Here is a 22,188-nt window from a genome sequence, read left to right as displayed (position 1 = left end):
TCAGTGTAAACCGATCAGAGCAATGCACCCAAGGTACTCATGAAGACGTTTTGTTGCGTTTCTCCCGGGCAGCCAGGCTGGTCGCGTAAATGCCCCGGACATCCCGGGCAAATTGCTCGATGGAATAATCCTCGGCAAAGGCCCGGGCTTTGTCCGACAGCTCGGTGCGCAGTTTGTCGTCCTCAAGCAGCCGTTGGGCTTTCTCAATCCAGCGGGCCTGGTTCTCCGGAGTCTTGTAGCCGTTCAGGCCGTCCCGAACCACATCTTCAATACCGCTGGAGCGAACCGCCACGACCGGCAGCCCGGCAGACATGGCTTCCAGAATGACCATGCCCTGGGTCTCGGATTTGGAGGCGAACAGGAAGGCATCGCCAAGGTTGTACCAGAGCGCCATCTCCTCCGGCTGAACCGCGCCCACCAGGGTAAAGTGAGAGCCCAGCTCCAGGCTGTCAATTTTCTTCTGTAGCCGGTCCCTCTGGTGGCCATCGCCAATCATCAGAAACCGGAATGGCACGTCGCTCTCCTGCCGCAGCCGGTCAATGGCTTCGATCATGAAGTCGATGTTCTTCTCGTTGGAAAGACGGGCCACGCTGATAAAGACCTTCTCGTTGCTCAGTGCCAGTTTTTTCCGGAGTGTCTCCACATCTGCGGGCTTCACAGCCTGGAAACGCTCGTACTCGATACCAGTGGGTTGTACGAAGGTGGGTGTGGTCACCCCGATCATCCGCAGGTATTCCTCGGTGGAGTAAGTCGGTACGATCACGCCATCGCAGCGGTTGGCAAAGCGTTTGATCAGAGCGTGGGAAATCAGGTTCCGGAACAGCATCCCGGGCAGGGGGACAAAGTGAGCGTAGTGCTCCAGACGGGTGTGGTAAGTATAGATGGCCGGAATACGAAGCTGACGGGCCATAAACAGCCCCAGGCTACCCAGCCAGAACGGATGATGCAGGTGAATCACATCCGGCCGGAAGGCCCGCACCTGCTTGCGGATACGGGCCAGGAAAATATTGGCCAGACGGAATTCCCGTTTCTCACCCATGGCCAGCAGTGATGGTACCCGCACTACCGCATCTTCATGACTGGGCTGGTCGCGATACCGGGGCGCGACAATCTGGGTGCTATCTCCCAGATGTTCCAGGCCACGGCGCAGCCGTTCAATGGAAATTGGAACTCCGCCAATGAAAGGCAGATAGTTGTTGGTGAACATGGTGACCCGCAACGGCTTTTCGAGCCACGGGGTGGGGTCCAGGTCGTAATCCGGATAGTAGTCCTTGCCGATGAAGATAACCTGGTAAAGCTTGATGGTCAGCGCCAAAAACACCGAGACGATCAGGATGAAGTTCAGATAGCCGGTGTAGAACAGGGAATACACGAAGAACCAGAAGCTCTCCAGCCGCTTCCAGACCGGATGCTGGCCCACTTCCAGACGCTCCATCTGGTAGCTGACGTCACCGTCTGGAGAGACCCGTACGTCCACGTAGTGGTAGAAGCTATCCTCCGTATTCAGCACCAGCCCGCCGGCACCCCCGGTGGTGATGTAGGGCGTGCCATCCACCACCTGCTCGTCAAAGAGCGACAGGTTGGCCGAAAACACCAGGTCGATGCCTTGCTCCCGAATCAGTTGCAGCAGCTCCTCCCGGAAGGCGGGAGGTTGCAGGTAGTCGTCTTCATCGTCGAACAGGGCTGGGGTTTCCGGTTGCAGAAGCGGGTGGCCAATAAACAGGATGTGTGCGTTGCTGGTGTCGTGGGCCAGAAGATCCCGGAGCCAGCGCATCTGCCAGCGCCAGGGCGTTTTCCCGGTGCTGTCCAGGAAGATCAGTCGGGTATTACCGGCCCGCACACTGTAGAAATGGGGCCCGAAATGATCATAAAACCGGAAACTGCCAAAATTCTCGTATTCGTGTGGGCCGAAGGTGAGCAGATAGGGAATGTCCAGGTGGCTCAGGGTGCCATACAGTGCCCGGTATTTATCCTCGCCACCGCCGCTCACGGCATTGCCGGACGACACCAGAAAGTCCACACCGGCCTGATTCAGGGTCGGGATAAACCGGCGCTCGAAGATGCCCACGGAATTGTTGATGTTGCCCACCACCGCAAAACGGATACCGGAGCCTGGCGGAGTGCGTTGGTGGATGCGTTCAACCTGCTCGCTGTGCAGGGCCTCAAAGTCCTGTTTGAAGAAATTCAGGTATACCTTGTAGCCCACCAGCGCCACCACAATGGCCAGGCACAGATAGAACAGCAGTTTAAGCGGGTTACGACGGATCATTCCGGCCTCCGGTGGCTTTTGATCAGTTCCCTCTGCATCACCAGCAAACCGATGAGCATGCCCAGGTAGATAGTGAGAAAACGCCAGGCAATAGTGACCAGCACCAGGTGATTGCCCGACAGGATATCCCGGAAGAAACTGCCGAACACGCCTTCCGATATGCCAGAGGCCCCGGGAGTGGGGGAGAAATACATGATGAAGGTGGTTACCACCAGCAAGCCCAGAGTGGTCAGGTAATCCACCTCATAGCCCAGGCCGTGAATCAGCAGGGCGGGAAAACTGAACAGGCTGAGCAGGAACACGGCGGTGAACACTACCGACAGCAGTACGTCCCGTGGCGCGCCACGGAGGTATTCGCTGAAACACAGGGCAAACCGCAGCATTTCCCGCCGTAATTTGAACTGCCAGCGGTCGTGCCGGCGGTGGTTGATCAGATGTGCCTTGCGCAGGCCTGCGACAAGAGCGCTCAACGGCAGGATCATCCAGCGTGTCCGGAACAGCAGCACGGCAAAGAATCCCAGATAGAGCGACACAAACACCGCCAGTGCGGTGCCGATACCGGACGACCAGATGCCGCCGTCCAGGGCCTCCAGACTCAATAGAAAGACCGGTGTCAGTGAGAAAATGAACGCCACCGCGAGTACCGTGCGGATAGTGGTGGCCGCCGTGGCGCGGGCCACGGGCACCCCATGGCGGGTGAGATACCAGATCTGGGCAAACCCGCCCCCGGTGGCCATGGGCGTTACGTTGGAGAAAAACAGATTAATGAACACCAGCCGGAAGATCTTACGCAATGGCAGCCGGTGCCCCAGCGCCTTGAGGGTGTAGTGCAGGCGCAGACCATCGGCCATGAAGTAGATCAGCAGCAGGGCCGCGACCGGCAACAGCAGAGTGGGAGAAAGCAGGCGATCGTCGAACTGGAAACTGCGGCCGGCGAAGCGGTCGTAGACCGCATACAGGCCGGCGCCGGTCATGACCAGGAACAATAGGGCGAAGGCCGTAAGCCGTCGCCAGGAAGTCCGTTTCTGGTAGTTGCTGTCAGTGCTGTTGGTCATGCTCTGCCCGTCTGTTGGTGGCGGGCAGTGTACCCTGTGCAGGGCAGTGCTTGTCCAGTTTGGCTTAGTGACCGTAAACCATCAGATTGGTGTTGGTGATGGCAAAGTCTGTGAACTGAACCGAGCCGATGCTGGTGTCACCCATGCGGAATACCGGCATGTCGATATCAGCCCGGAATTCCACATCGTGTACAGAAAGGCCTTCTTTGCCAGAAGCGGCACTGGTGCCCCGGGACAGGTTAGCCTTGGCATGGGCCATACCAAAGTGCCCCAGGGTATCCGCGCCACGGCGGTTATGAATCTGTAGCCCTTCAATGCCAACGGCGGCGAAGTTGAACAGCAGGATCACGTCGGCTGCGTCCCAGTTCAGGCTACCGTTGCTGATTTCGAAATGGGTATCGAGCTGCAGTTCGGAGCCGGACACCACGTTGCCATTGGCCAGGGTGCGCGTGGCGCCGCCGTTATTGCGGATAACCAGATCGGTGGGGCCGATGTAGCCCTGCAGCAGGATGTTTGAGAACAGACTGGCGCTGCCTTCACTGCCGGTGGTGGTGATGCTGTCGATGGCCAGTTCGAAATCCACCGCCTGCAGATAGTCGGTCAGGCTGGTGGGGTCGCCGTAATCGCTGGCCCCCAGATGGATCACCAGGTCGCCGTTGTCGAACTGTTTGCCGAAACTGCCGCCAACCGAGTATTTCGCCAGCGCGTCCGCGACATCGGGATTACTGGTATCGAGCAGGCCGGCGTTGGCGCGGCGTGCTATCTCGGAGAAACCGTGCTCCAGAACTTCGCCACTGCCCGCAATATCAATCGTCAGCTTCATGTTGTCCAGCACGGTATCGTTCTGGCCGGACAATCTCAGGCCGTTGATTCCCAGGGAGCCTTCATCGGTCCAGATCAGGTGATCAATATTGAGCTTGGTTTCCAGTTCAATGGTTACACCGGCCTGGCCAGTCACACCCGCCAGGGTTGTGTCATCCAGCGGCTGGAATTCGGCCATGGCAGGCACGGCTAATGAGGCACCGGCCATCAGACTCAGGCAGGCGAGGGATTTTCTGGCCTCAGGAATGAGAAAAGACATGTTGGCCCCGGTTCGTTCGACGATTTGTTGTTATTGATTGCTTCAGAACACCTGACGTGTGCTGATCAGCCGCAGGGACAACACAACCAGAGCTGCGGTCGTTAAAAGTTACACATTGTTACTTTAAGCCTGAAGGCGGGGGTGATCTGTGAGGCTGGTCACAACCTGAACAGTCGTGACCGGTGTTTCAATCCAGTGCCTGGCGGATGAGGTTTTTCTGATGTTCGGCGAAGCCCCGGATCAACTCAGTGGCTTTGGTCGCATCTCTCGCCAACACCGCCTGCGGCAACTCCGAGAAAAACGTACTGGTGGTCGCGAGGCCCTTGCGGTAACGGTCTGCCCCCAGGTAATAGGTTCGGCTTACGGCAGGTTTGAAGTTGGACAGCGCTTCGGTCAGGTAGGGATTGGCGACAACCTGGCAGCAAGCTTCCATCACATTAAAGCTGGCTTCCACCACCCGGGTGATATCGGGTTGGGGCTCTTTTATCCGTTCGACCACCTGCGAAACCGCCACCAGTAAACGGTCTTTGTCTGCCTCTTGCCAGCGCTCGCACAGGCGTGAGGCCAGCATCATCAGCAAATGCATATAGACGTCATAGAGCTCCGACGCGTACTCGGCATTCAGCTGGGTGGCAGAGGCTCCCTTCCGTGGTGTGATTTCCACCAGATGCCATCGCTCCAGGGTATAGAGTGCCTCTTTCACTGATGCCCGGCTCACTTTCAGTTCTGAGGCCAGTGTGGCTTCCTGAATACGCTCTCCGGGACGGATCTGCCCGGTCATGATGCGTTCGGCCAGGAAATTGGCAATCTGCTCTGCCAGAGTATTGGGCACCTGAAAGTCCATAGGGGGCTCTGTCTGCTCGCTGTCGGGTTGTTAGACAAACGTGGAACGGCGGGAGTGTAGCACAGCCGGAGTAATGCCGGTCACTACCTTGAAATCTGCCTGTGGCGCACGCAGGTATAGGGTTTGAATCCTCCAAACGTAAGGGAAACCAACATGCCCAAGCATTTTGAGCAGGCCCCGGGCCTGTACGATGACCCCGTTCCCGAAACCGAAGGCTATGTCTTTAACCAGACCATGATGCGCATCAAGGAGCCTGAGCGTTCCATGGACTTCTACACCCGGGTACTGGGCATGCGCCTGGTTCGCAAGCTGGATTTCCCGGAAATGAAGTTCACGCTCTACTTCCTGGGTTACCTGGACGACAAGCAGGCTCAGTTTGTGCCAAACGATGATGGTCACAGGACTACCTACACCTTTGGCCGGGAAGCGATGCTGGAGCTTACCCATAACTGGGGCACCGAAGACGATGCCGACTTTGCCTACCACAACGGCAATGATGAGCCCCAGGGCTTCGGCCACATCGGCATTGCCGTGCCCGATGTCTACGCTGCCTGTGAGCGCTTCGAAAAGCTGGGCGTGGAATTCGTGAAAAAGCCCGACGACGGCAAAATGAAAGGCCTGGCGTTCATCAAAGACCCGGATGGCTACTGGATTGAGATCCTGCAGCCAGACATGCTGGAGAAACAGCGCAAGGACAGCTGATCACTACGCTGTTCCTGACCCCGGCGTTCAGCTTTCCTGACTGGCGCCGGGCGCCTTGCCATAGCGCGAGGCGACAATCACCGCCACCGTCAGAATGAACGCGCCCGCAACGCCAATCTGCCCCAGTTCCTCTCCCAGAATCAGCCAGGCCAGCAAGGCAATAAACAAAGGTTCGAGCACGACGACAATGCTGGATACCGTTGCCGGCGTGGTTTTCATCCCGGTAAAAAACAGCAGATAGCCAATGCAGGTGGGCACCACGCCAATGTACAGCACCATCAGCCAGTGCTTTAGCCCCATCGTCTCCAGCCCCGCAAAGCCGCCACTCAGGGCCACCACCGGCAACAGCAGCAGTGCGGCGGTACCAAAGCAGATAAAGGCGGTGGTAAACACCGGTGTGCCCGTTGAGTTGTAGCGGCTGGTCAGGGTGAAGCCGGTGTATACCGCTGCCGCCAGCAGTGCCATCAGAATGCCTGCCAGTCGCAGGGTGCCGGCGGTGTCCATGTCACTGACTACTAGCATGCCCGTGCCCAGAATCGCGGCAATCGCGGCCAGGATAGTGAGCAGCCCTGGTTTCTCGCCCAGCAATGGGGCAGCCAGAATGGCCACCAGAACGGGTGGCAGACACAGGGATATCAGGGTGGCAATGCCTGCCCCGGTCAGATCCACCGCCAGCAGATAGCTGCCCTGATAGAACGCCTGGAACAGCCCCAGGGCGGTGAGGGTGAGCATGGCCTTGCCGCTGAGAGAGCGCAAAGAGCTGCCGGTCACCGTCTGGCCGGGGTTGCGGGCCACCAGCTGCCGTTGCTCGCGCCGCATCAATAGCCAGAAGAATGGCAGCGCAACCACCAGGCGCAAAAAACCGAGGGTGATGGCCTCCAGTTCCGTACCGTTGAACAGAAACTTGGCGACAATCCCTGTAGTGGCCCAGAGCAAAGAGGCCAGGGCAATAAGAAGTGCTCCGTGGATCATGACAAACTGCCGGTTGGAGAAACAAACAGGCAAGGGTATCAGCGGTAAGTGCGTGGCGCTATAAGGGAAAGGAGAGGGGCAGCGAGGCTGCCCCGGGGGGTTATTTCACGGCGAGGCGGTCGGCGTTCTTTTCAACCGTACGCGCACCAATACCCTTCACATCGGCCAGTGCTTCAATGCTGGCAAAGGGGCCGTTAGCTTCGCGGTAGTCAATAATGGCCTGGGCTTTGCTCTCACCGACACCGCTCAGAGACGCCAGAGTGGCTACATCTGCGGTGTTGATGTTCACGGCGGGCTGCTCGCTGGCGAAGGCGGCAGAGCCAGTGATCAGGCTGAAAAACAGAACAAGGGTGGCCAGAAATGAGGTTGGTTTCATCGGTGATCTCCTGATTGTAATAACGTTGTTATGAACAGTCAGGTACGACAACCCATTGAGAGTATTGGTGATTCGAAACGGTGCAGAACAAAAAGGGGAGGGTGGGTGCGAGGGCGGTTTAGTGCACGGAAAGGGACTACTGTCCGTGTAGTCCCCAAATTCCGTGGCTGACCCCTGCCTGATCCATCAGGCTGCGCATCATCCTGAGCACTTCATCCTTGCAGTCATCCCTGTAGCCCTGATCCATCGGGCAACTCCGAATCCGTGGAGTTCTCATCCGTGAGCCAACGTCCGTGCTGGCTTGTCATCCCTGACAATGCTCATTCTACGGAAGATGAAATTTCGGAAAATCGGACATCCGCCAGACGGTTTGTGCGAGATATCCCACAGAGCTGTGAGCTTTGCGGTGAACCTGAATTCATTGTTTTCAGGGTATTTTTGCGGGCAATTTATTGCCTGAAAATCTGCGCGCTACCAGATGGTGCAGTGGGGTTTGCCTGCTCTGCACCAATTGAGGGCGGCGGGTTGGCCGAGGCACCGGATTGAGGCCTGAAACGGCGCACCAATTCATTGCAGAGCCGGTTCGGGTATGTTTTTTGTTTTTTAACGTTATGTTTTATAAATGCTTTTTTGGTTGTTGGAACGGCGAATGCAATTGGCTGTTTGCGTTTGACGACCCAAAACCAACGAAAAGGACGCACAACATGAGCATCAAAAAACACGTGAAACTGGGCCTCTCTGCATTGGCGCTGTCTGTCTCCCTGAATTCTGTTGCCGCCGAAGATCCCATCAAGGTCGGTATTCTCCATTCCCTGTCCGGCACCATGGCCATCAGTGAAACCGCACTGAAAGACACCATGCTGATGCTGATCGAAAAGCAGAACGAAGCCGGTGGCGTACTTGGCCGCCAGCTCGAGCCGGTGGTGGTTGATCCGGCTTCCAACTGGCCGCTGTTCGCGGAGAAAGCCCGTGAGCTGCTGGAGAAAGAAAAGGTCGACGTTATCTTCGGTAACTGGACCTCGGTGTCCCGTAAATCCGTTCTGCCGGTGGTAGAGGAACTGAACGGCCTGCTGTTCTACCCGGTTCAGTACGAAGGCGAGGAATCGTCTGAAAACGTGTTCTACACCGGTGCGGCCCCCAACCAGCAGGCGATTCCTGCGGTGGATTACCTGATGAACGACCTGGGTGTTGAGCGCTGGGTTCTGGCGGGCACGGATTACGTTTATCCGCGCACCACCAACAAGATTCTGGAAACCTATCTGAAAGATAAAGGCGTGGCCGCCGGCGACATCATGATCAACTACACGCCTTTCGGCCACTCTGACTGGCAGACCATCGTGTCTGACATCAAGAAGTTCGGCAGCGCCGGCAAGAAGACCGCCGTGGTCTCCACCATCAATGGCGACGCCAACGTGCCCTTCTACCGTGAACTGGGCAACCAGGGCATTTCCGCCACCGACATTCCCGTGGTTGCGTTCTCCGTGGGTGAACAGGAACTCTCCGGCATCGACACCGCTCCGCTGGTTGGCCACCTGGCTGCCTGGAACTACTTCATGAGCGTGGATAACGACGCCAACTACGACTTCATCGACGCCTGGGTTGCCTACAAGGGCGACGATGCCGCCGTGACCAACGACCCGATGGAAGCCCACTACATCGGTTTCAACATGTACGTTGAAGCGGTGAAGAAAGCCGGCACCACCGACGTGGATGAAGTGAAAGACGCCATCATCGGGGTGAGCGTACCGAACCTCACCGGCGGATACGCCACCATGATGCCGAACCATCACATCACCAAGCCGGTGCTGATTGGCGAGATCCAGGACAACGGCCAGTTCTCCGTGGTCTGGGAAACACCGTCTACCGTGGCGGGCGATGCCTGGTCTGACTTCCTGCCAGGTTCCAAGGACCTGATCAGTGACTGGCGAGCGCCTCTGCGCTGCGGCAACTTCAACGTGGTCACCGGCAAGTGCGGTGGTGGCTCGGCTGACGTGGCCTCCAACTAAGCTCCAACCGGGCACAGCCGGGCAGGCCTGAGCCTGCCCGGTACCGCTCCCGAATTCCCAAGCCAACAGGAATGAATCATGAGCATTCACCGATTGCTCGCCAGGATGGTATTGGCTGTCTGTCTGGCCCTAGGGGCCACACTGGCGAATGCCCAGGCGCAGACGAATGCGCCCGAAGCGCTGCTGAAACGGCTCGTAGAAGCCGGGCAAGCTGAAAAAACCGACTTACTCAAAGCCCTCTCCGAAACCGGCGATGAACGCGCCCGGGGCTGGCTGGAAGCCGTTCGCGACGGCAAACTCGCGATGATTGAAGACACCGGTGCCCTGGTAATTGTGGTTAATAACCGGGGCCGTAACTGGCAGATCGCCGACGCCCTGACCGGCGAAGACCTGGGTGAAATGTCGCGCCGGGATCTGCAAAGCCTGCGGGTGAACAACGCCCTGCGGGCCGACATCGAGGGCATCCTCTCGATGATCGACCTGACCGTGGCCGACCCTGGCCAACGCCTCGATGCCGCGCGCAATCTGCTGGGCGAAGTGAATGAAGCGCTGGCCACACAGCTCCAGGCCCGTTTGCAGGTGGAAGACAACGGCCAGGTGCGTGACATGCTCACCAATGCCCTGGCCATTTACCAGGTGGAGCAGGGCGATGTTGAGGCGGTTGCCACTTTGTCCGGCAGCCTGAACCCGACCGTGCGTGCCGCCCTGAATAATGCCGTTAACAGCGATGACCCCGCGCTGGCGGCTGCGGCCGAGAAAGCCCTGGCCAGCATTGAACAGAAACTGAAACTCAACCGCGCTGCCGAGACCCTGTATTTTGGCCTGTCCCTCGGCTCGGTACTGGTGCTGGCCGCCATCGGCCTGGCCATCACGTTTGGTGTGATGGGCGTGATCAACATGGCCCATGGCGAGCTGATCATGCTCGGGGCCTACACCACCTGGGGCATGCAGCAGCTGTTCCCGGGCCAGCCCGGCCTGGCCCTGATCCTGTCCATCCCGGCCGGTTTCCTGGTGGCGGCGCTGGCGGGCATCGCCATTGAGCGCAGCGTTATCCAGTACCTGAAAGGCCGCCCGCTGGAAACCCTGCTGGCCACCTTCGGCATTAGCCTGATTCTTCAGCAACTGGTGCGTACCGTGATTTCCCCCCTCAACCGCACCGTGGTCACGCCCGAGTGGATGAGCGGCTCAATCATGGTGAACGAGGCGTTGTCGCTCACCCTGAATCGCCTGTACGTGATCGGCTTTGCCCTGGTGGTATTCGCCGGGCTGATGCTGATCATGCGCAAGACCCGCCTGGGGCTGGAAGTCCGTGCTGTTACCCAGAACCGGGCCATGGCCCGCTCCATGGGCATCAAAGCCACCAAAGTGGACATCATGACCTTCGCCCTCGGCTCCGGCGTGGCCGGGCTGGCGGGCGTGGCCCTGTCGCAGATCACCAACGTCGGCCCCAACCTGGGCCAGAACTACATCATCGATTCGTTCATGGTGGTGGTGTTCGGTGGCGTGGGCAATCTCTGGGGCACCCTCATTGCCGGGCTTTCCCTGGGCACCATCAACCAGCTGCTGGAACCCTGGGCGGGGGCGGTCCTTGCCAAAATCATGGTGCTGGTGCTGATCATCCTGTTCATTCAAAAGCGGCCACGCGGGCTATTCCCGCAGAAAGGCCGTGCGGCGGAGGGCTGAGTTATGGCGACATCACAAACCTGGCTGCTCCGGCCCTTCCAGGAGCGTTCCACCCAGCTTTTCCTCGGTGTGCTGTTCGCCGCCCTGGTGGTGGTTACCTTCCTGCACCTGTTTATGCCGGAAGACAGTGCCCTGCACGTAAGCGCCTACACCGTTACCCTGCTGGGCAAATACCTCTGTTACGCGCTGCTGGCGGTGGCAGTGGACCTGGTGTGGGGATATCTGGGCATTCTCAGCCTGGGCCATGGCGCCTTCTTTGCCCTCGGCGGCTACGCCATGGGCATGTACCTGATGCGCCAGATTGGGGATCGCGGCGTGTATGGCGATCCTGTATTGCCAGATTTCATGGTGTTCCTGAACTGGCAGGAGCTGCCCTGGTACTGGCAGGGCTTCGACATGGCCTGGTTCGCCTTCATCATGGTGCTGCTGGCCCCGGGCCTGTTGGCGCTGGTGTTCGGCTTCCTGGCTTTCCGCTCCCGGGTAACCGGCGTGTACCTGTCCATCATCACCCAGGCGCTGACCTTTGCGTTGATGCTGGCATTCTTCCGTAACGAGATGGGCTTCGGTGGCAACAACGGCCTGACCGACTTCAAAGACATCCTTGGCTTTGACCTGCGCAGCGATGCCACCCGGCTTGGCCTGTTCCTGGCAACCGGCATCGCGCTGGCAGTGGGCTATGTCGTGTGCCGTGCCATTGTGACCAGCAAGCTGGGCCGGGTCAGCGTGGCCTGCCGCGACGCTGAAGCCCGTACCCGGTTCCTCGGCTACCGGGTGGAACGGGTGCAGCTGTTCGTGTTCCTGGTCTCCGCCATGCTGGCGGGCGTGGCCGGCGCGCTGTACGTGCCCCAGGTGGGCATTATCAACCCCAGCGAATTCTCGCCGCTGTTCTCCATCGAAATCGTGGTGTGGGTTGCCCTCGGTGGCCGCGCCACCCTGTATGGCGCGGTTATCGGCGCCTTGCTGGTGAACTACGCCAAGACCGTGTTCACCGGCATTATGCCGGACGCCTGGCTGTTCGCCCTGGGCGCGCTGTTCGTTCTGGTGACGGTTTTCCTGCCCAAGGGCATTGCCGGGCTGTTGCAGAAACGCCGCCAGAAGGACGAGGACCAACCCGGCGCTCAGGAGGCCACCGCATGAGCATCTTTGAACAACTTGCCAACCGGGATCAGGTATTTGAGTTTCTCACCCCCGTGGCCTCGCCGGTTGACGTGCGCCACGGCCCGATCCTGTACATGGAAGACGTGAGCGTGAGCTTCGATGGCTTCAAGGCCATCAACAACCTCAACCTCACCATCGACGACGGCGAGCTGCGCTGCATCATCGGCCCCAACGGGGCGGGTAAAACCACCATGATGGACATCATCACCGGTAAAACCCGGCCCGATACCGGCTCGGTGTGGTTCGGCAGCCGCCACAACCTGCTGCGCATGAACGAGCCGGACATTGCCACCCTGGGCATTGGCCGCAAGTTCCAGAAGCCCACCGTGTTCGAGGCCCTGACTGTATTCGAAAACCTCGAACTGGCCATGGCCGCCGACAAACGCATCCTACCCACCCTGACTGCCATCATGACCGCGGAATACCGGGACCGGATTGACGAAATCCTGGAAATGATCGGCTTGCAGGCGCTGCGCGACAAGCCCGCCGGCATCCTCTCCCATGGCCAGAAACAGTGGCTGGAGATCGGCATGCTGCTGATGCAGAAACCCCGGCTGCTGCTGGTGGACGAGCCCGTGGCCGGCATGACCGAACAGGAAATGGAACGCACCGCTGAACTGCTCACCAGCCTCGCGGGCAAACAGTCCGTGGTAGTGGTGGAACACGACATGGGCTTTGTGCGCTCCATCGCCCGTAAAGTCACCGTACTGCACCAGGGCAGCGTGCTGGCTGAAGGCACCATGGACCAGGTCTCCAACGACCCGGACGTGATCAAGGTGTATCTGGGGGAGGAGGCCTGATGCTCAAGATTGAAAAGCTCAACCAGTTCTACGGCGAAAGCCACACCCTCTGGGACCTGGAGCTGGACGTGCCCCAGGGCCAGTGTACCTGCGTGATGGGCCGCAACGGCGTGGGCAAGACCACCCTGATGAAATGCATCATGGGCGAGGAAACCGTGAAAAGCGGCTCCATCGAGTTTGCCCGGGATGTGGAACTCACCAAAAAGAAAATCGAAGACCGCTCCCGCCTGGGCATCGGCTACGTGCCCCAGGGCCGGCAGATCTTCCCGCTGCTGACCGTGGAGGAAAACCTGCGCACCGGCCTGGCGGTGCGGGCCGATGGCGGCAAGCAAATCCCGGAGCGCATTTACGAGCTGTTCCCGGTGCTGAAAGAAATGAAACACCGCCGGGGCGGCGACCTTTCCGGCGGCCAGCAACAACAGCTGGCCATTGGCCGGGCACTGGTGATTGAGCCGAGACTGCTGATCCTCGACGAGCCGGGGGAGGGCATCCAGCCCAACATCGTGGCCCAGATTGGCGAGGTGATTCGACGGTTGATTGAAGAAGACGGCCTGACCGTGCTGCTGGTGGAACAGAAACTGCCGTTCGCACGCAAATACGCCGACCGCTTTGCCATCCTCGACCGGGGCCGGCGCGTGGCCGAAGGCGATATTGCCGGGCTGACCGATGAACTCATCAAACAGCACCTGACCGTATGACCGCCTACCAAGCCATCGACCGCCACGCCTCCGGCCACCGTTTCGACACCGAACGGCGCTGGGCGGCGGCCCTGGAACTGGGCTTTGAAGCCCGCGCCGAGAGCGAACCGACGCCGGTAACCCGGCTGGTGCGCCGGCGCCACCATGGTCCACTGCGGGTGCAGCGCCCCTTCTACCCGGAGGGCAAAACCGGCTGCTGCCATGTGTACCTGCTGCACCCCCCGGGTGGCCTGGTGAGCGGCGACGAACTGCGCATTGAAGCCTCTGTGGCCGAAGGTGGCCACGCGCTTCTGACCACCCCGGCCGCGGCGAAACTGTACAAGGCCGACAGCCATGGCGTGGCCTGGGGCCAGCACACCCGGTTGCAGGTAGCCAAAGATGCGATTCTGGAATACCTGCCCCAGGAAACCATCGCCTTCGACGGCTCCCGTGGTTTGCAAACCACCAGCATTGAACTGGCAACCGGCGCCCGAACCTTGGGCTGGGAAGTGCTCGCGCTGGGCCGCCCGGCCAGCGACCTGCCGTTTGCCACCGGCGAACTGGAACAGCGTTTCCATTTAAGCCTGGACGGCCAGCCGCTGTGGCTGGAGCGCCAGTTGCTGGACCCGAAACACCGCCGGTTCAACGGCCCCTGGGGCCAGGGCGGCGCCACTGTGCAGGCCACCCTCTGGGCGGTCGGCCTGGACGACGAAGCTGCCGCCATCGAATTGCTGAGAGCACAGTTACCAGACCACAACCGCTGGGCCGTGACCCGGCGCCGGGGCGTGCTGCTCCTGCGCTACCTGGGTACCGAACGCAACGAAGCCTGGGCCCTGTGCGAACAGGCCTGGCACCTGCTGCGCCCCATGCTCGCCAGCGTACCGGCCCATACACCCAGAATCTGGCTTACCTGACGCATAAGAGACAACGGAGTCATCCATGGAACTCACCCCCAGAGACAAAGACAAGCTGATGCTGTTCACCGCCGCCCTGCTGGCCGAACGCCGCAAAGCCAAAGGCCTGAAACTGAACTACCCCGAAGCGGTGGCCCTGATCAGCGCCGAAATCATGGAAGGCGCCCGCGAAGGCCGCACCGTGGCCGAACTGATGAGCGCCGGCACCGAAATCCTCACCCGCGAAGACGTGATGGACGGCGTGGCTGACATGGTGCACGAAGTTCAGGTGGAAGCCACCTTCCCGGACGGAACGAAACTCGTGACGGTTCACAACCCCATCGTCTAAGGAGCAGACACATGATCCCCGGTGAATACCAACTCAAAGACGGCGACATCGAACTCTGCGCCGGCCGCGAACGCATCCAGCTGGACGTCGGCAACACCGGCGACCGCCCGGTGCAGATCGGCTCCCACTACCACTTCGCCGAAGCCAACCCCGCCCTGGACTTCGACCGCGCCAAGGCCCGCGGCTATCGCCTGGACGTGGCCGCCGGCACCGCTATTCGGTTTGAGCCCGGCCAGACCCGATCCGTGACGCTGATTCCGTTTGCCGGAACGCGCGAAATTTATGGCTTCCGGGCGGAAGTGATGGGGCCGTTGGAGGACACAAAATGAAAATCAGCAGACAAGCCTACGCCGACATGTATGGCCCCACCGTAGGGGATCGCGTCCGCCTGGGCGACACCGAGCTGTGGATAGAAGTAGAAGAAGACCACACCCACTACGGCGACGAAGTAAAATTCGGCGGAGGCAAAGTCATCCGAGACGGCATGGGCCAGAGCCAGCGCTGCGACGACGCGGTGATGGACACCGTGATCACCAACGCCCTCATCCTCGACTGGTGGGGCATCGTCAAAGCCGATGTAGGCATCCAGAAAGGCCGCATCGCCGCCATCGGCAAAGCCGGCAACCCGGACACCCAGCCAGATGTGACCATCGTCATCGGCCCCGGCACCGAAATCATCGCCGGCGAAGGCAAGATCCTCACCGCCGGCGGCATCGACCCCCACATCCACTTCATCTGCCCCCAGCAGGTAGAAGAAGCCCTGATGAGCGGCGTGACCACCATGCTCGGCGGCGGCACCGGCCCGGCCACCGGCACCAACGCCACCACCTGTACTCCGGGCCCCTGGCACATCGGCAAGATGCTGCAGGCCGTGGACAGCCTGCCCATGAATATTGGCTTTCTGGGCAAAGGCAACGCCAGCCTGCCGGAAGCGCTGGAGCTGCAGGTAAAAGCCGGCGTGATCGGCCTCAAACTGCACGAAGACTGGGGCACCACCCCGGCCAGCATCGACAACTGCCTGACCGTGGCCGACCAGTACGACATTCAGGTGGCCATCCACACCGACACCCTGAACGAATCCGGCTTTGTGGAAGACACCCTGGCCGCCTTTAAAGGCCGCTGCATTCACACCTTCCACACCGAAGGCGCCGGCGGCGGCCACGCCCCGGACATCATTACCGCCTGCTCAAAGGACTATGTACTGCCGTCGTCCACCAACCCGACCCGGCCCTACACCGTGAACACCATCGACGAACACCTGGACATGCTGATGGTGTGCCACCACCTGGACCCGAACATCCCGGAAGACGTGGCTTTCGCCGATTCCCGCATCCGCCGGGAAACCATCGCGGCGGAAGACATCCTGCACGACATGGGCGTGATCTCCATGATCTCCTCGGATTCCCAGGCCATGGGCCGGGTGGGCGAGGTAATCTGCCGAACCTGGCAAACCGCCCACAAGATGAAAGTGCAGCGCGGCCTGCTGCCGGAAGACCAGGAGCGCGGCGCCGACAACTTCCGCGCCAAACGCTACATCGCCAAGTACACCATCAACTCCGCCATTACCCACGGCATTGCCCATGATGTGGGCTCTGTTGAAGTGGGCAAACTGGCGGACCTGGTGCTGTGGAGCCCGGCATTCTTCGGCGTGAAGCCAGCCTGCATCCTCAAGGGCGGGATGATTGCCGCCGCCCCCATGGGCGACCCGAATGCCTCTATTCCCACACCGCAGCCGGTGCATTACCGCCCCATGTTCGGCGCCTTCGGCAAGGCAGCCAGTGCCACCCGCCTGACCTTCGTCAGCCAGGCCGCGCTGGACGCCAATATTGGTGAAGAATTGGGCCTGGACAGCCCCCTCTCCGCCTGCAAAGGCGTGCGGGACGTGCGCAAGCAGCACATGAAACTGAACGACGCCTGCCCGCACCTGACCGTAGACCCGCAAACCTACGAAGTGCACGCCGATGGCGAACTGCTCACCTGCGAGCCGGCGACAGAACTGCCCCTGGCCCAGCGCTATCACCTTTTTTAGTCAATACAGCTCAAGGCTGCTTAATCAACACAGCTCAAGGCTGTTCTGAGAGGAACGAACGGATGTTGGAACTGACTAAACGCATCACCCACGTAGACGCCAGCGAAATCCACGACAACCTGGTGCTGCCCTACGAACTGCGCATTCGCGGCCGCCTCCGGGCCACCACCGAAACCAACCTGGACGTGGGCCTGTTTCTGGACCGTGGCCCGGTGCTGAGAGACGGCGACCTGCTGGAAGCGAAATCCGGCGAGATCATCCGCATTCGCGCCGCGGAAGAGCCGGTGGTCACCGCCCGCGTAGAAACCGGCCTGCCGCTGGCCCGCTTGTGTTACCACCTGGGCAACCGCCACGTCACCCTGGCGATTGGTGAAGACGAGCAGGGCGCCTTCGTGCGCTTCCCGCCCGATCACGTACTGGAAGAACTGGCCGAACGCCTGGGCGCCACCGTGGTGCACCACACCGCCACCTTCGACCCGGAACCCGGAGCCTATAACCAGGCCGGCCAGGGCCATTCGCACGGTCATAGCCATGGCCATTCCCACGCGCACTCGCACGGTGAAAGCCATGACCACACTCACGCTGCTGGACATACCCATGCTCACGGCCACAAACACACCCACTGAGCCGGCAGCCATGGCGGGTGAGGGCGAACCCGGCGGCGACCTGGCCCTGCTGGGGCTGATGCAGCTGGTCAGCCCGGCTTTGCCCATCGGCGCCTTTGCCTGGTCCCAGGGCCTGGAAAGCGCCTTTGAGCTGGGCTGGGTGAACAACGAAGCGGAACTGGCCCAGTGGATTGAAGGCGTACTGGAAGACGGCCTCAGCCGGTGTGAGCTGCCCTTACTGGCCCGGCTGCAAACCGCCTGGGCGAACGACGACGGCGCCACCATCGAGCACTGGAACCAGTGGCTGCACGCCACCCGGGAAACCGCCGAACTGAGCGACGAAGACACCCGCCTGGGCGGTGCCCTGAAAACCCTGCTGGGCAACCTCAACCTGTTGCCGCAGCAAACCCTGATTCCGGCCGAGCCCGGCTACATCACCCTGTTTGCCTGGGCCGCCCAGGTACGCCGGGTGCCGGTGCGGCAAACCCTGCTGGGCTTTGCCTGGGCCTGGCTGGAAAACCAGCTGGCGGTGGCCTGCAAAGCTTTGCCCCTGGGCCACACCGCCGCCCAACGGATTATCGAACAACTGCGCCCGGCCCTGGTGATTACCACCGACCAGGCGCTGGCACGGCAAGACCACGAACTCGGGCCCATCCTGCCGGGCCTCGCGCTCGGCAGTGCCCTGCATGAAACCCAGTATTCACGGCTTTTCAGAAGCTGAATAAAAACATCAAGGAGATACAGCCATGACACATTGTCTGAGAGTAGGCGTCGGCGGCCCGGTCGGGTCTGGTAAAACCGCATTGCTGCGCCAGCTATGCACCGCCCTGCGGGACCACTACGACATCGCCGTGGTCACCAACGACATTTACACCCGCGAAGACGCAGACTTCCTGCTGCGCCACGAAGCCCTGGCCGCAGACCGCATCCTGGGCGTGGAAACCGGCGGCTGCCCGCATACCGCCATTCGCGAGGATGCCTCCATGAACCTGGCCGCCATTGACGACCTGCAAAGCCGCCACCCGGGCCTGGAACTGGTGCTGGTGGAATCCGGCGGTGACAACCTCTCCGCCACCTTCAGCCCGGAACTGAGCGACCTCACCCTGTACGTGATCGACGTGTCCGCCGGCGACAAAATCCCCCGCAAAGGCGGCCCCGGCATCACCAAATCCGACCTGCTGATCATCAACAAGATTGACATTGCCGAACAGGTACACGCCTCCCTGGACGTAATGGAACGGGACAGCAAAAAGATGCGCGGCGAACGCCCCTTCGTGTTCACCAATCTGTACGACGGGGTAGGGCTGGACACCATCATCAGCTTCATTCTGGAGCGGGGCATGCTGCCGGAAAGGCGCCCGGAAAAACTGGCCGAAATGGCCTGAGCAAACGAACCAATACGATTACAGAACCACCAGGAGCAACACCATGAAACTGACTTCAAAACTTCTCGCCACCGCCGCGCTGCTGACCGCCTCCGCCACCGCCATGGCCCACCCCGGCCACACCGAAGGCGGCTTCACCAGCGGCCTGCTGCACCCCATGCTGGGCCTGGACCACCTGCTGGCCATGGCCGCCATTGGCTTCTGGAGCGTGCGCCAGAGCAAGCTCATGAAAAACGCCACCCCCGCCTTCGTGATCGGCGGCATGGTATTCGGCGCAGCCCTGGCCTGGGGCGGCCTGACCCTGCCGGGCGTGGAAACCGGCATCACCTTCTCGGTACTGGTGGCGGGCATCCTCATCGCCACCCTGGCCAAACTGCCAACCGCCGTGGGTGGCACCCTGGTTGGTGCGTTCATGCTGTTTCACGGTTTTGCGCATGGGGCGGAAATGCCGGAAGGCGCTACATTGGCGGCCTACCTGGTCGGTTTCTCCATCGCCACACTGGCCATCACGCTGGTTGGCCGTGGGCTGGGTAGTCTGATGCTGAGGGCGGATAGCCGGTTTAGTCGGGGCGTTGGGGGAGTTCTGGCTGTGGCGGGAGCGTACCTGGCTGCTACCTGATTCTGTAATTCCCTGCAGAAACGAAAAAGCCGCTCGGGAAACCGCGCGGCTTTTTCTATATTTCCTTTCAAAAGAGGTGTCCTAGGTTCACTGCGAAAGCCGCAAAGGCGTGAGCAAAACCGCCCTGATGAAATGCGTTATGGGGGAGGAAACCACCAAAAGCGGCAGCATCAAATTTGCGCAAGACCTGGAACCGACCAAAATGAAAAGCGAGGGTAGATCAAGCCTCGGCATTGGCTGTGTTCCTCAGGGAATGTGGATATTTCCCCTGCTGATCGCTGAAGAAGACCTTCGCACTGACCTGGCCTTGCTAGGGAATTAGTAAGAAAATTCCCAACGCTTGTGGCGATTGGAAGGGACCTGATGATTGTGTCAGAGATGCTTGTTTGGGATGAGTCGGGCGAGGGGGCAGCCGAACATTTTGGCTCCGATTAGGGAGGCTATCCGAAGGGTGATTGACGAGGATGGACTCGCAGTTCTACTCGTTGTGCAGAAGTATGCAGATAGGGGAATCAAGAGTTTGTCGAATGAATTGCTTAGGAAGTGTCTGACTGTATGGCAATATGCTCTTTCGTTGAACGTCAAATGTACCCCCAAGTGACCGTTATGAACTATGTGGATAGACTGAGTTCGCCGGCAGTGCAAGGGATTTAAGGAACTCCGCAGTTTAAATTGAGGAAGCTCAAACTAATCTTGGAATATGATCTCAAACTCAGATACTGCTCTAACACGGCTTCAGTTTTAAGGAAACGTAAGCAACGCAGAGAAATGCTGGCGCGCTTTCTGCAGTTCAGATAGCCCAAGCAGATTATCAGATAGTTGTCGATAGAGACCTCTGTCAGAGAATTTCTACGCGAGGGTCTTAAATCTTGTAATCGGGCGAGACGCGAGTAAATTCATAGGCTATGGTAGGAGGTCGTGGTGCAGGGGTAGCTCCTCAGGGCCCTGCGTGGCCTTTAAGCGATCGCGCAAAAAAAAATGACGTTGCTTGGCGATGGATGTAGGACGGGTAAGACAAAAGTGGATCAAAACGAAAGTGCCCTCAAGTATTGTGGGTTATGTCTGCCATGTGTTTAATTTATGGCTGCCCGAGATAATCGCTTCGATAATTCTGAAACTAGTCTATTTAATTAATTTATTCTGGGTTAATTATGTCGAGAGAGAAGATACCTTTAATTCGTGTAAACCAGTGGTTAAGAACATGGGATAAGGCTCACTGGGATGATGAGAAAGGTCTCGGAAAACCTTCAGATCATTTTTTTGTAGGTGCAATTTCTCTTGAAAAGCTTCGAGCGCTCGCTGGCGTGACGAAGCGAGATGTGGAGCAACGTAAAGATCCCAACGCTATTCATGGATATCAGCGTGCTCATGAGGAAATTCGCTCCCGAAAAATCAATAGATATGTAAAGTATGGTTACCCACTATCTACTAGTTCAGGCTTGTCGCCAGAAGAGCATGAACAGTTGATTAACCCGGGCTGGTTACCAAATGCAATAATTGTCAATATTATTCCGGCTGGAGAGTCTCGTTTCCGAAACGGTGAGATGGTGACTGTGCCGAAAGAGGTTGAAGTTACTATCAATGATGGTGATTATTCTAGTATGGAGTTTCCATCGATTTCTGAGGTCGAGCAATATAGGCTTGGAAAAGATGATTTTGTTGAGCCTATCGAAATAATTGACGGACAACATCGTCTTTTTGCTTCTGATTATAGTAGTGCCTATGAGGGAGATTATGATGTCCCCGTTGTAGTATTTAATAACTTATCACTAGGTTGGCAGGCGTACCTTTTTTGGACAATAAATGTTGAGCCCAAAAAGATTAACGCGAGCCTTGCATTTGACCTATATCCGGAATTGAGAAGACAAGAGTGGCTTGATCAGTCTGAATCAATAAAAATATATCAAGAGCATAGATCTCAAGAAATGACGGAGATTCTCTGGTCGCATTCACTGAGCCCGTGGAATGGAAGAATTGAATTGCATGGAAAGCGGGTTAGAGGGCATGTGTCGAATGCGGCATTTATTAGATCTCTGAATAGTAGTTTCATCAAAAAGTGGGTCGAGGGAGATAAAATTGGTGGTCTGTTTGGCTCATTGGGTCAGCTAGGAAGGGTTATTCCTTGGAATAGAGCACAGCAGGCAGCCTTTCTCATAAAAATTTGGAGCGCGGTAGCATCGGCGACTAAACGTACAGATGCCGCTTGGGCTAAATCGCTCGAAAATGAATCGCAAGCTAGTCTTTTTGAGGATTTGCATCCGGCGTTTGCTGGCCCTCATACCTTGATTGCAACCGATCAAGGTGTGAGGGCAATTCACAGTATTTTTAATGCGATCTTTCAGCACGAACCGGACTATTTTGAACTAGATAAGTGGAGAGTTGAAAGTGGAGAGCCGACAGAAGAAGCTGTTATAGAGGCACTTAAATCATTTCAAAAGCTGAATGTTGCAAATCATGCGATAAAAACAATTTCATCTACGCTAGTTGATAATTTCGATTGGAGGCTTTCTACGGCTCCAGGACTAGATCGAGAAAAAAAGAAAATTCAAGCTTCATATCGAGGCAGTAGCGGATACGGAGACTTGCTCCTTGATTTGGTCCATGTTTTGACCGAATACGAGAATGATCAGAAAGTTAGGGAAATAGCTAAGGCCGTTGGTAGCGTTTTGGTTAAGGCTAAATAAA

The 22,188-nt window shown here is 58.6% G+C and carries 21 protein-coding genes; 15 read left to right on the top strand and 6 right to left on the bottom strand.

Annotated elements, in window-relative coordinates; all coding sequences use genetic code 11:
• Positions 1 to 37 precede the first annotated feature (37 nt).
• The 4 genes from MARHY_RS14050 to MARHY_RS14035 form a co-directional block, all read right to left on the bottom strand.
• Positions 38 to 2,269 carry a glycosyltransferase gene (locus MARHY_RS14050; RefSeq protein ID WP_014422390.1) on the bottom strand — a complete coding sequence of 744 codons (2,232 nt, stop codon included), beginning with the start codon at positions 2,267 to 2,269 and terminating at the stop codon, positions 38 to 40.
• Positions 2,266 to 3,324 carry a lysylphosphatidylglycerol synthase transmembrane domain-containing protein gene (locus tag MARHY_RS14045; protein WP_023008531.1) on the bottom strand — a complete coding sequence of 353 codons (1,059 nt, stop codon included), beginning with the start codon at positions 3,322 to 3,324 and terminating at the stop codon, positions 2,266 to 2,268. The genes MARHY_RS14050 and MARHY_RS14045 overlap by 4 nt, the downstream gene beginning before the upstream one ends.
• A 64-nt stretch (positions 3,325 to 3,388) precedes the next feature.
• Positions 3,389 to 4,405 carry a DUF6160 family protein gene (locus MARHY_RS14040; protein ID WP_014422388.1) on the bottom strand — a complete coding sequence of 339 codons (1,017 nt, stop codon included), beginning with the start codon at positions 4,403 to 4,405 and terminating at the stop codon, positions 3,389 to 3,391.
• A 187-nt stretch (positions 4,406 to 4,592) separates the two neighbouring features.
• The gene (locus MARHY_RS14035; RefSeq protein ID WP_014422387.1) at positions 4,593 to 5,249 is read right to left on the bottom strand and encodes a GntR family transcriptional regulator; all 657 of its coding nucleotides are present in this window, start codon (positions 5,247 to 5,249) and stop codon (positions 4,593 to 4,595) included.
• Between the two features lie 153 nt (positions 5,250 to 5,402).
• Here MARHY_RS14035 and gloA point away from each other — a divergent pair, with 153 nt between their 5' ends.
• On the top strand, positions 5,403 to 5,951 hold the full coding sequence (gene gloA, locus MARHY_RS14030; RefSeq protein WP_011786447.1) for a lactoylglutathione lyase: 549 nt from the start codon (positions 5,403 to 5,405) through the stop codon (positions 5,949 to 5,951).
• 27 nt (positions 5,952 to 5,978) lie between these two features.
• On the opposite strand, the gene MARHY_RS14025 is transcribed toward gloA, so the two are convergent.
• Both MARHY_RS14025 and MARHY_RS14020 read right to left on the bottom strand, forming a co-directional pair.
• On the bottom strand, positions 5,979 to 6,923 hold the full coding sequence (locus MARHY_RS14025) for a DMT family transporter (RefSeq protein ID WP_041654974.1): 945 nt from the start codon (positions 6,921 to 6,923) through the stop codon (positions 5,979 to 5,981).
• A gap of 100 nt (positions 6,924 to 7,023) precedes the next feature.
• A complete protein-coding gene (locus tag MARHY_RS14020) occupies positions 7,024 to 7,299 on the bottom strand; it encodes a ComEA family DNA-binding protein (RefSeq protein ID WP_023008528.1) in 276 nt (91 codons plus the stop codon).
• A gap of 704 nt (positions 7,300 to 8,003) precedes the next feature.
• Between MARHY_RS14020 and urtA the strand changes: the two genes are divergently transcribed.
• The 14 genes from urtA (at position 8,004) to MARHY_RS13945 (ending at position 22,187) form a co-directional block, all read left to right on the top strand.
• Positions 8,004 to 9,305, top strand: a complete 1,302-nt coding sequence (urtA, locus tag MARHY_RS14015; RefSeq protein WP_011786443.1) for an urea ABC transporter substrate-binding protein — start codon at positions 8,004 to 8,006, stop codon at positions 9,303 to 9,305.
• A gap of 78 nt (positions 9,306 to 9,383) precedes the next feature.
• Complete coding sequence (urtB, locus tag MARHY_RS14010) at positions 9,384 to 10,988, top strand: urea ABC transporter permease subunit UrtB (RefSeq protein ID WP_014422382.1); 1,605 nt, start codon at positions 9,384 to 9,386, stop codon at positions 10,986 to 10,988.
• Between the two features lie 3 nt (positions 10,989 to 10,991).
• Positions 10,992 to 12,125 carry an urea ABC transporter permease subunit UrtC gene (gene urtC / locus MARHY_RS14005; protein ID WP_014422381.1) on the top strand — a complete coding sequence of 378 codons (1,134 nt, stop codon included), beginning with the start codon at positions 10,992 to 10,994 and terminating at the stop codon, positions 12,123 to 12,125.
• Positions 12,122 to 12,946, top strand: a complete 825-nt coding sequence (urtD, locus tag MARHY_RS14000) for an urea ABC transporter ATP-binding protein UrtD (RefSeq protein WP_014422380.1) — start codon at positions 12,122 to 12,124, stop codon at positions 12,944 to 12,946. The genes urtC and urtD overlap by 4 nt, the downstream gene beginning before the upstream one ends.
• Positions 12,946 to 13,644: an urea ABC transporter ATP-binding subunit UrtE gene (gene urtE, locus MARHY_RS13995; RefSeq protein WP_014422379.1), complete on the top strand. Its 699-nt coding sequence runs from the start codon at positions 12,946 to 12,948 to the stop codon at positions 13,642 to 13,644. Before urtD ends, urtE begins: the two co-directional genes overlap by 1 nt.
• A complete protein-coding gene (locus MARHY_RS13990) occupies positions 13,641 to 14,537 on the top strand; it encodes an urease accessory protein UreD (RefSeq protein WP_014422378.1) in 897 nt (298 codons plus the stop codon). The genes urtE and MARHY_RS13990 overlap by 4 nt, the downstream gene beginning before the upstream one ends.
• Before the next feature lie 25 nt (positions 14,538 to 14,562).
• Positions 14,563 to 14,865 carry an urease subunit gamma gene (gene ureA / locus MARHY_RS13985; RefSeq protein WP_014422377.1) on the top strand — a complete coding sequence of 101 codons (303 nt, stop codon included), beginning with the start codon at positions 14,563 to 14,565 and terminating at the stop codon, positions 14,863 to 14,865.
• A gap of 11 nt (positions 14,866 to 14,876) precedes the next feature.
• Positions 14,877 to 15,194 (top strand): urease subunit beta, encoded by a 318-nt coding sequence (locus tag MARHY_RS13980; RefSeq protein ID WP_014422375.1) that lies wholly within the window; start codon positions 14,877 to 14,879, stop codon positions 15,192 to 15,194.
• Positions 15,191 to 16,894, top strand: a complete 1,704-nt coding sequence (ureC, locus tag MARHY_RS13975) for an urease subunit alpha (protein WP_014422374.1) — start codon at positions 15,191 to 15,193, stop codon at positions 16,892 to 16,894. The genes MARHY_RS13980 and ureC overlap by 4 nt, the downstream gene beginning before the upstream one ends.
• A 62-nt stretch (positions 16,895 to 16,956) precedes the next feature.
• Positions 16,957 to 17,520, top strand: a complete 564-nt coding sequence (gene ureE, locus MARHY_RS13970) for an urease accessory protein UreE (protein ID WP_014422373.1) — start codon at positions 16,957 to 16,959, stop codon at positions 17,518 to 17,520.
• Positions 17,492 to 18,220, top strand: a complete 729-nt coding sequence (locus MARHY_RS13965; RefSeq protein WP_041654970.1) for an urease accessory protein UreF — start codon at positions 17,492 to 17,494, stop codon at positions 18,218 to 18,220. The genes ureE and MARHY_RS13965 overlap by 29 nt, the downstream gene beginning before the upstream one ends.
• 25 nt (positions 18,221 to 18,245) lie before the next feature.
• Complete coding sequence (gene ureG / locus MARHY_RS13960) at positions 18,246 to 18,884, top strand: urease accessory protein UreG (RefSeq protein WP_011786432.1); 639 nt, start codon at positions 18,246 to 18,248, stop codon at positions 18,882 to 18,884.
• A gap of 43 nt (positions 18,885 to 18,927) precedes the next feature.
• A complete protein-coding gene (locus MARHY_RS13955; RefSeq protein ID WP_014422371.1) occupies positions 18,928 to 19,503 on the top strand; it encodes a HupE/UreJ family protein in 576 nt (191 codons plus the stop codon).
• 1,151 nt (positions 19,504 to 20,654) lie between these two features.
• Complete coding sequence (locus MARHY_RS13945; RefSeq protein WP_014422367.1) at positions 20,655 to 22,187, top strand: DGQHR domain-containing protein; 1,533 nt, start codon at positions 20,655 to 20,657, stop codon at positions 22,185 to 22,187.
• The last annotated feature ends 1 nt before the right edge of the window (position 22,188 follow it).

It is taken from the genome of Marinobacter nauticus ATCC 49840 (assembly GCF_000284615.1).
In the GTDB taxonomy this organism is placed as follows: Bacteria; Pseudomonadota; Gammaproteobacteria; order Pseudomonadales; family Oleiphilaceae; genus Marinobacter; species Marinobacter nauticus.
Note: the sequence above shows the minus strand (reverse complement) of the source record. Positions and strands in the feature narration are given on the sequence as shown.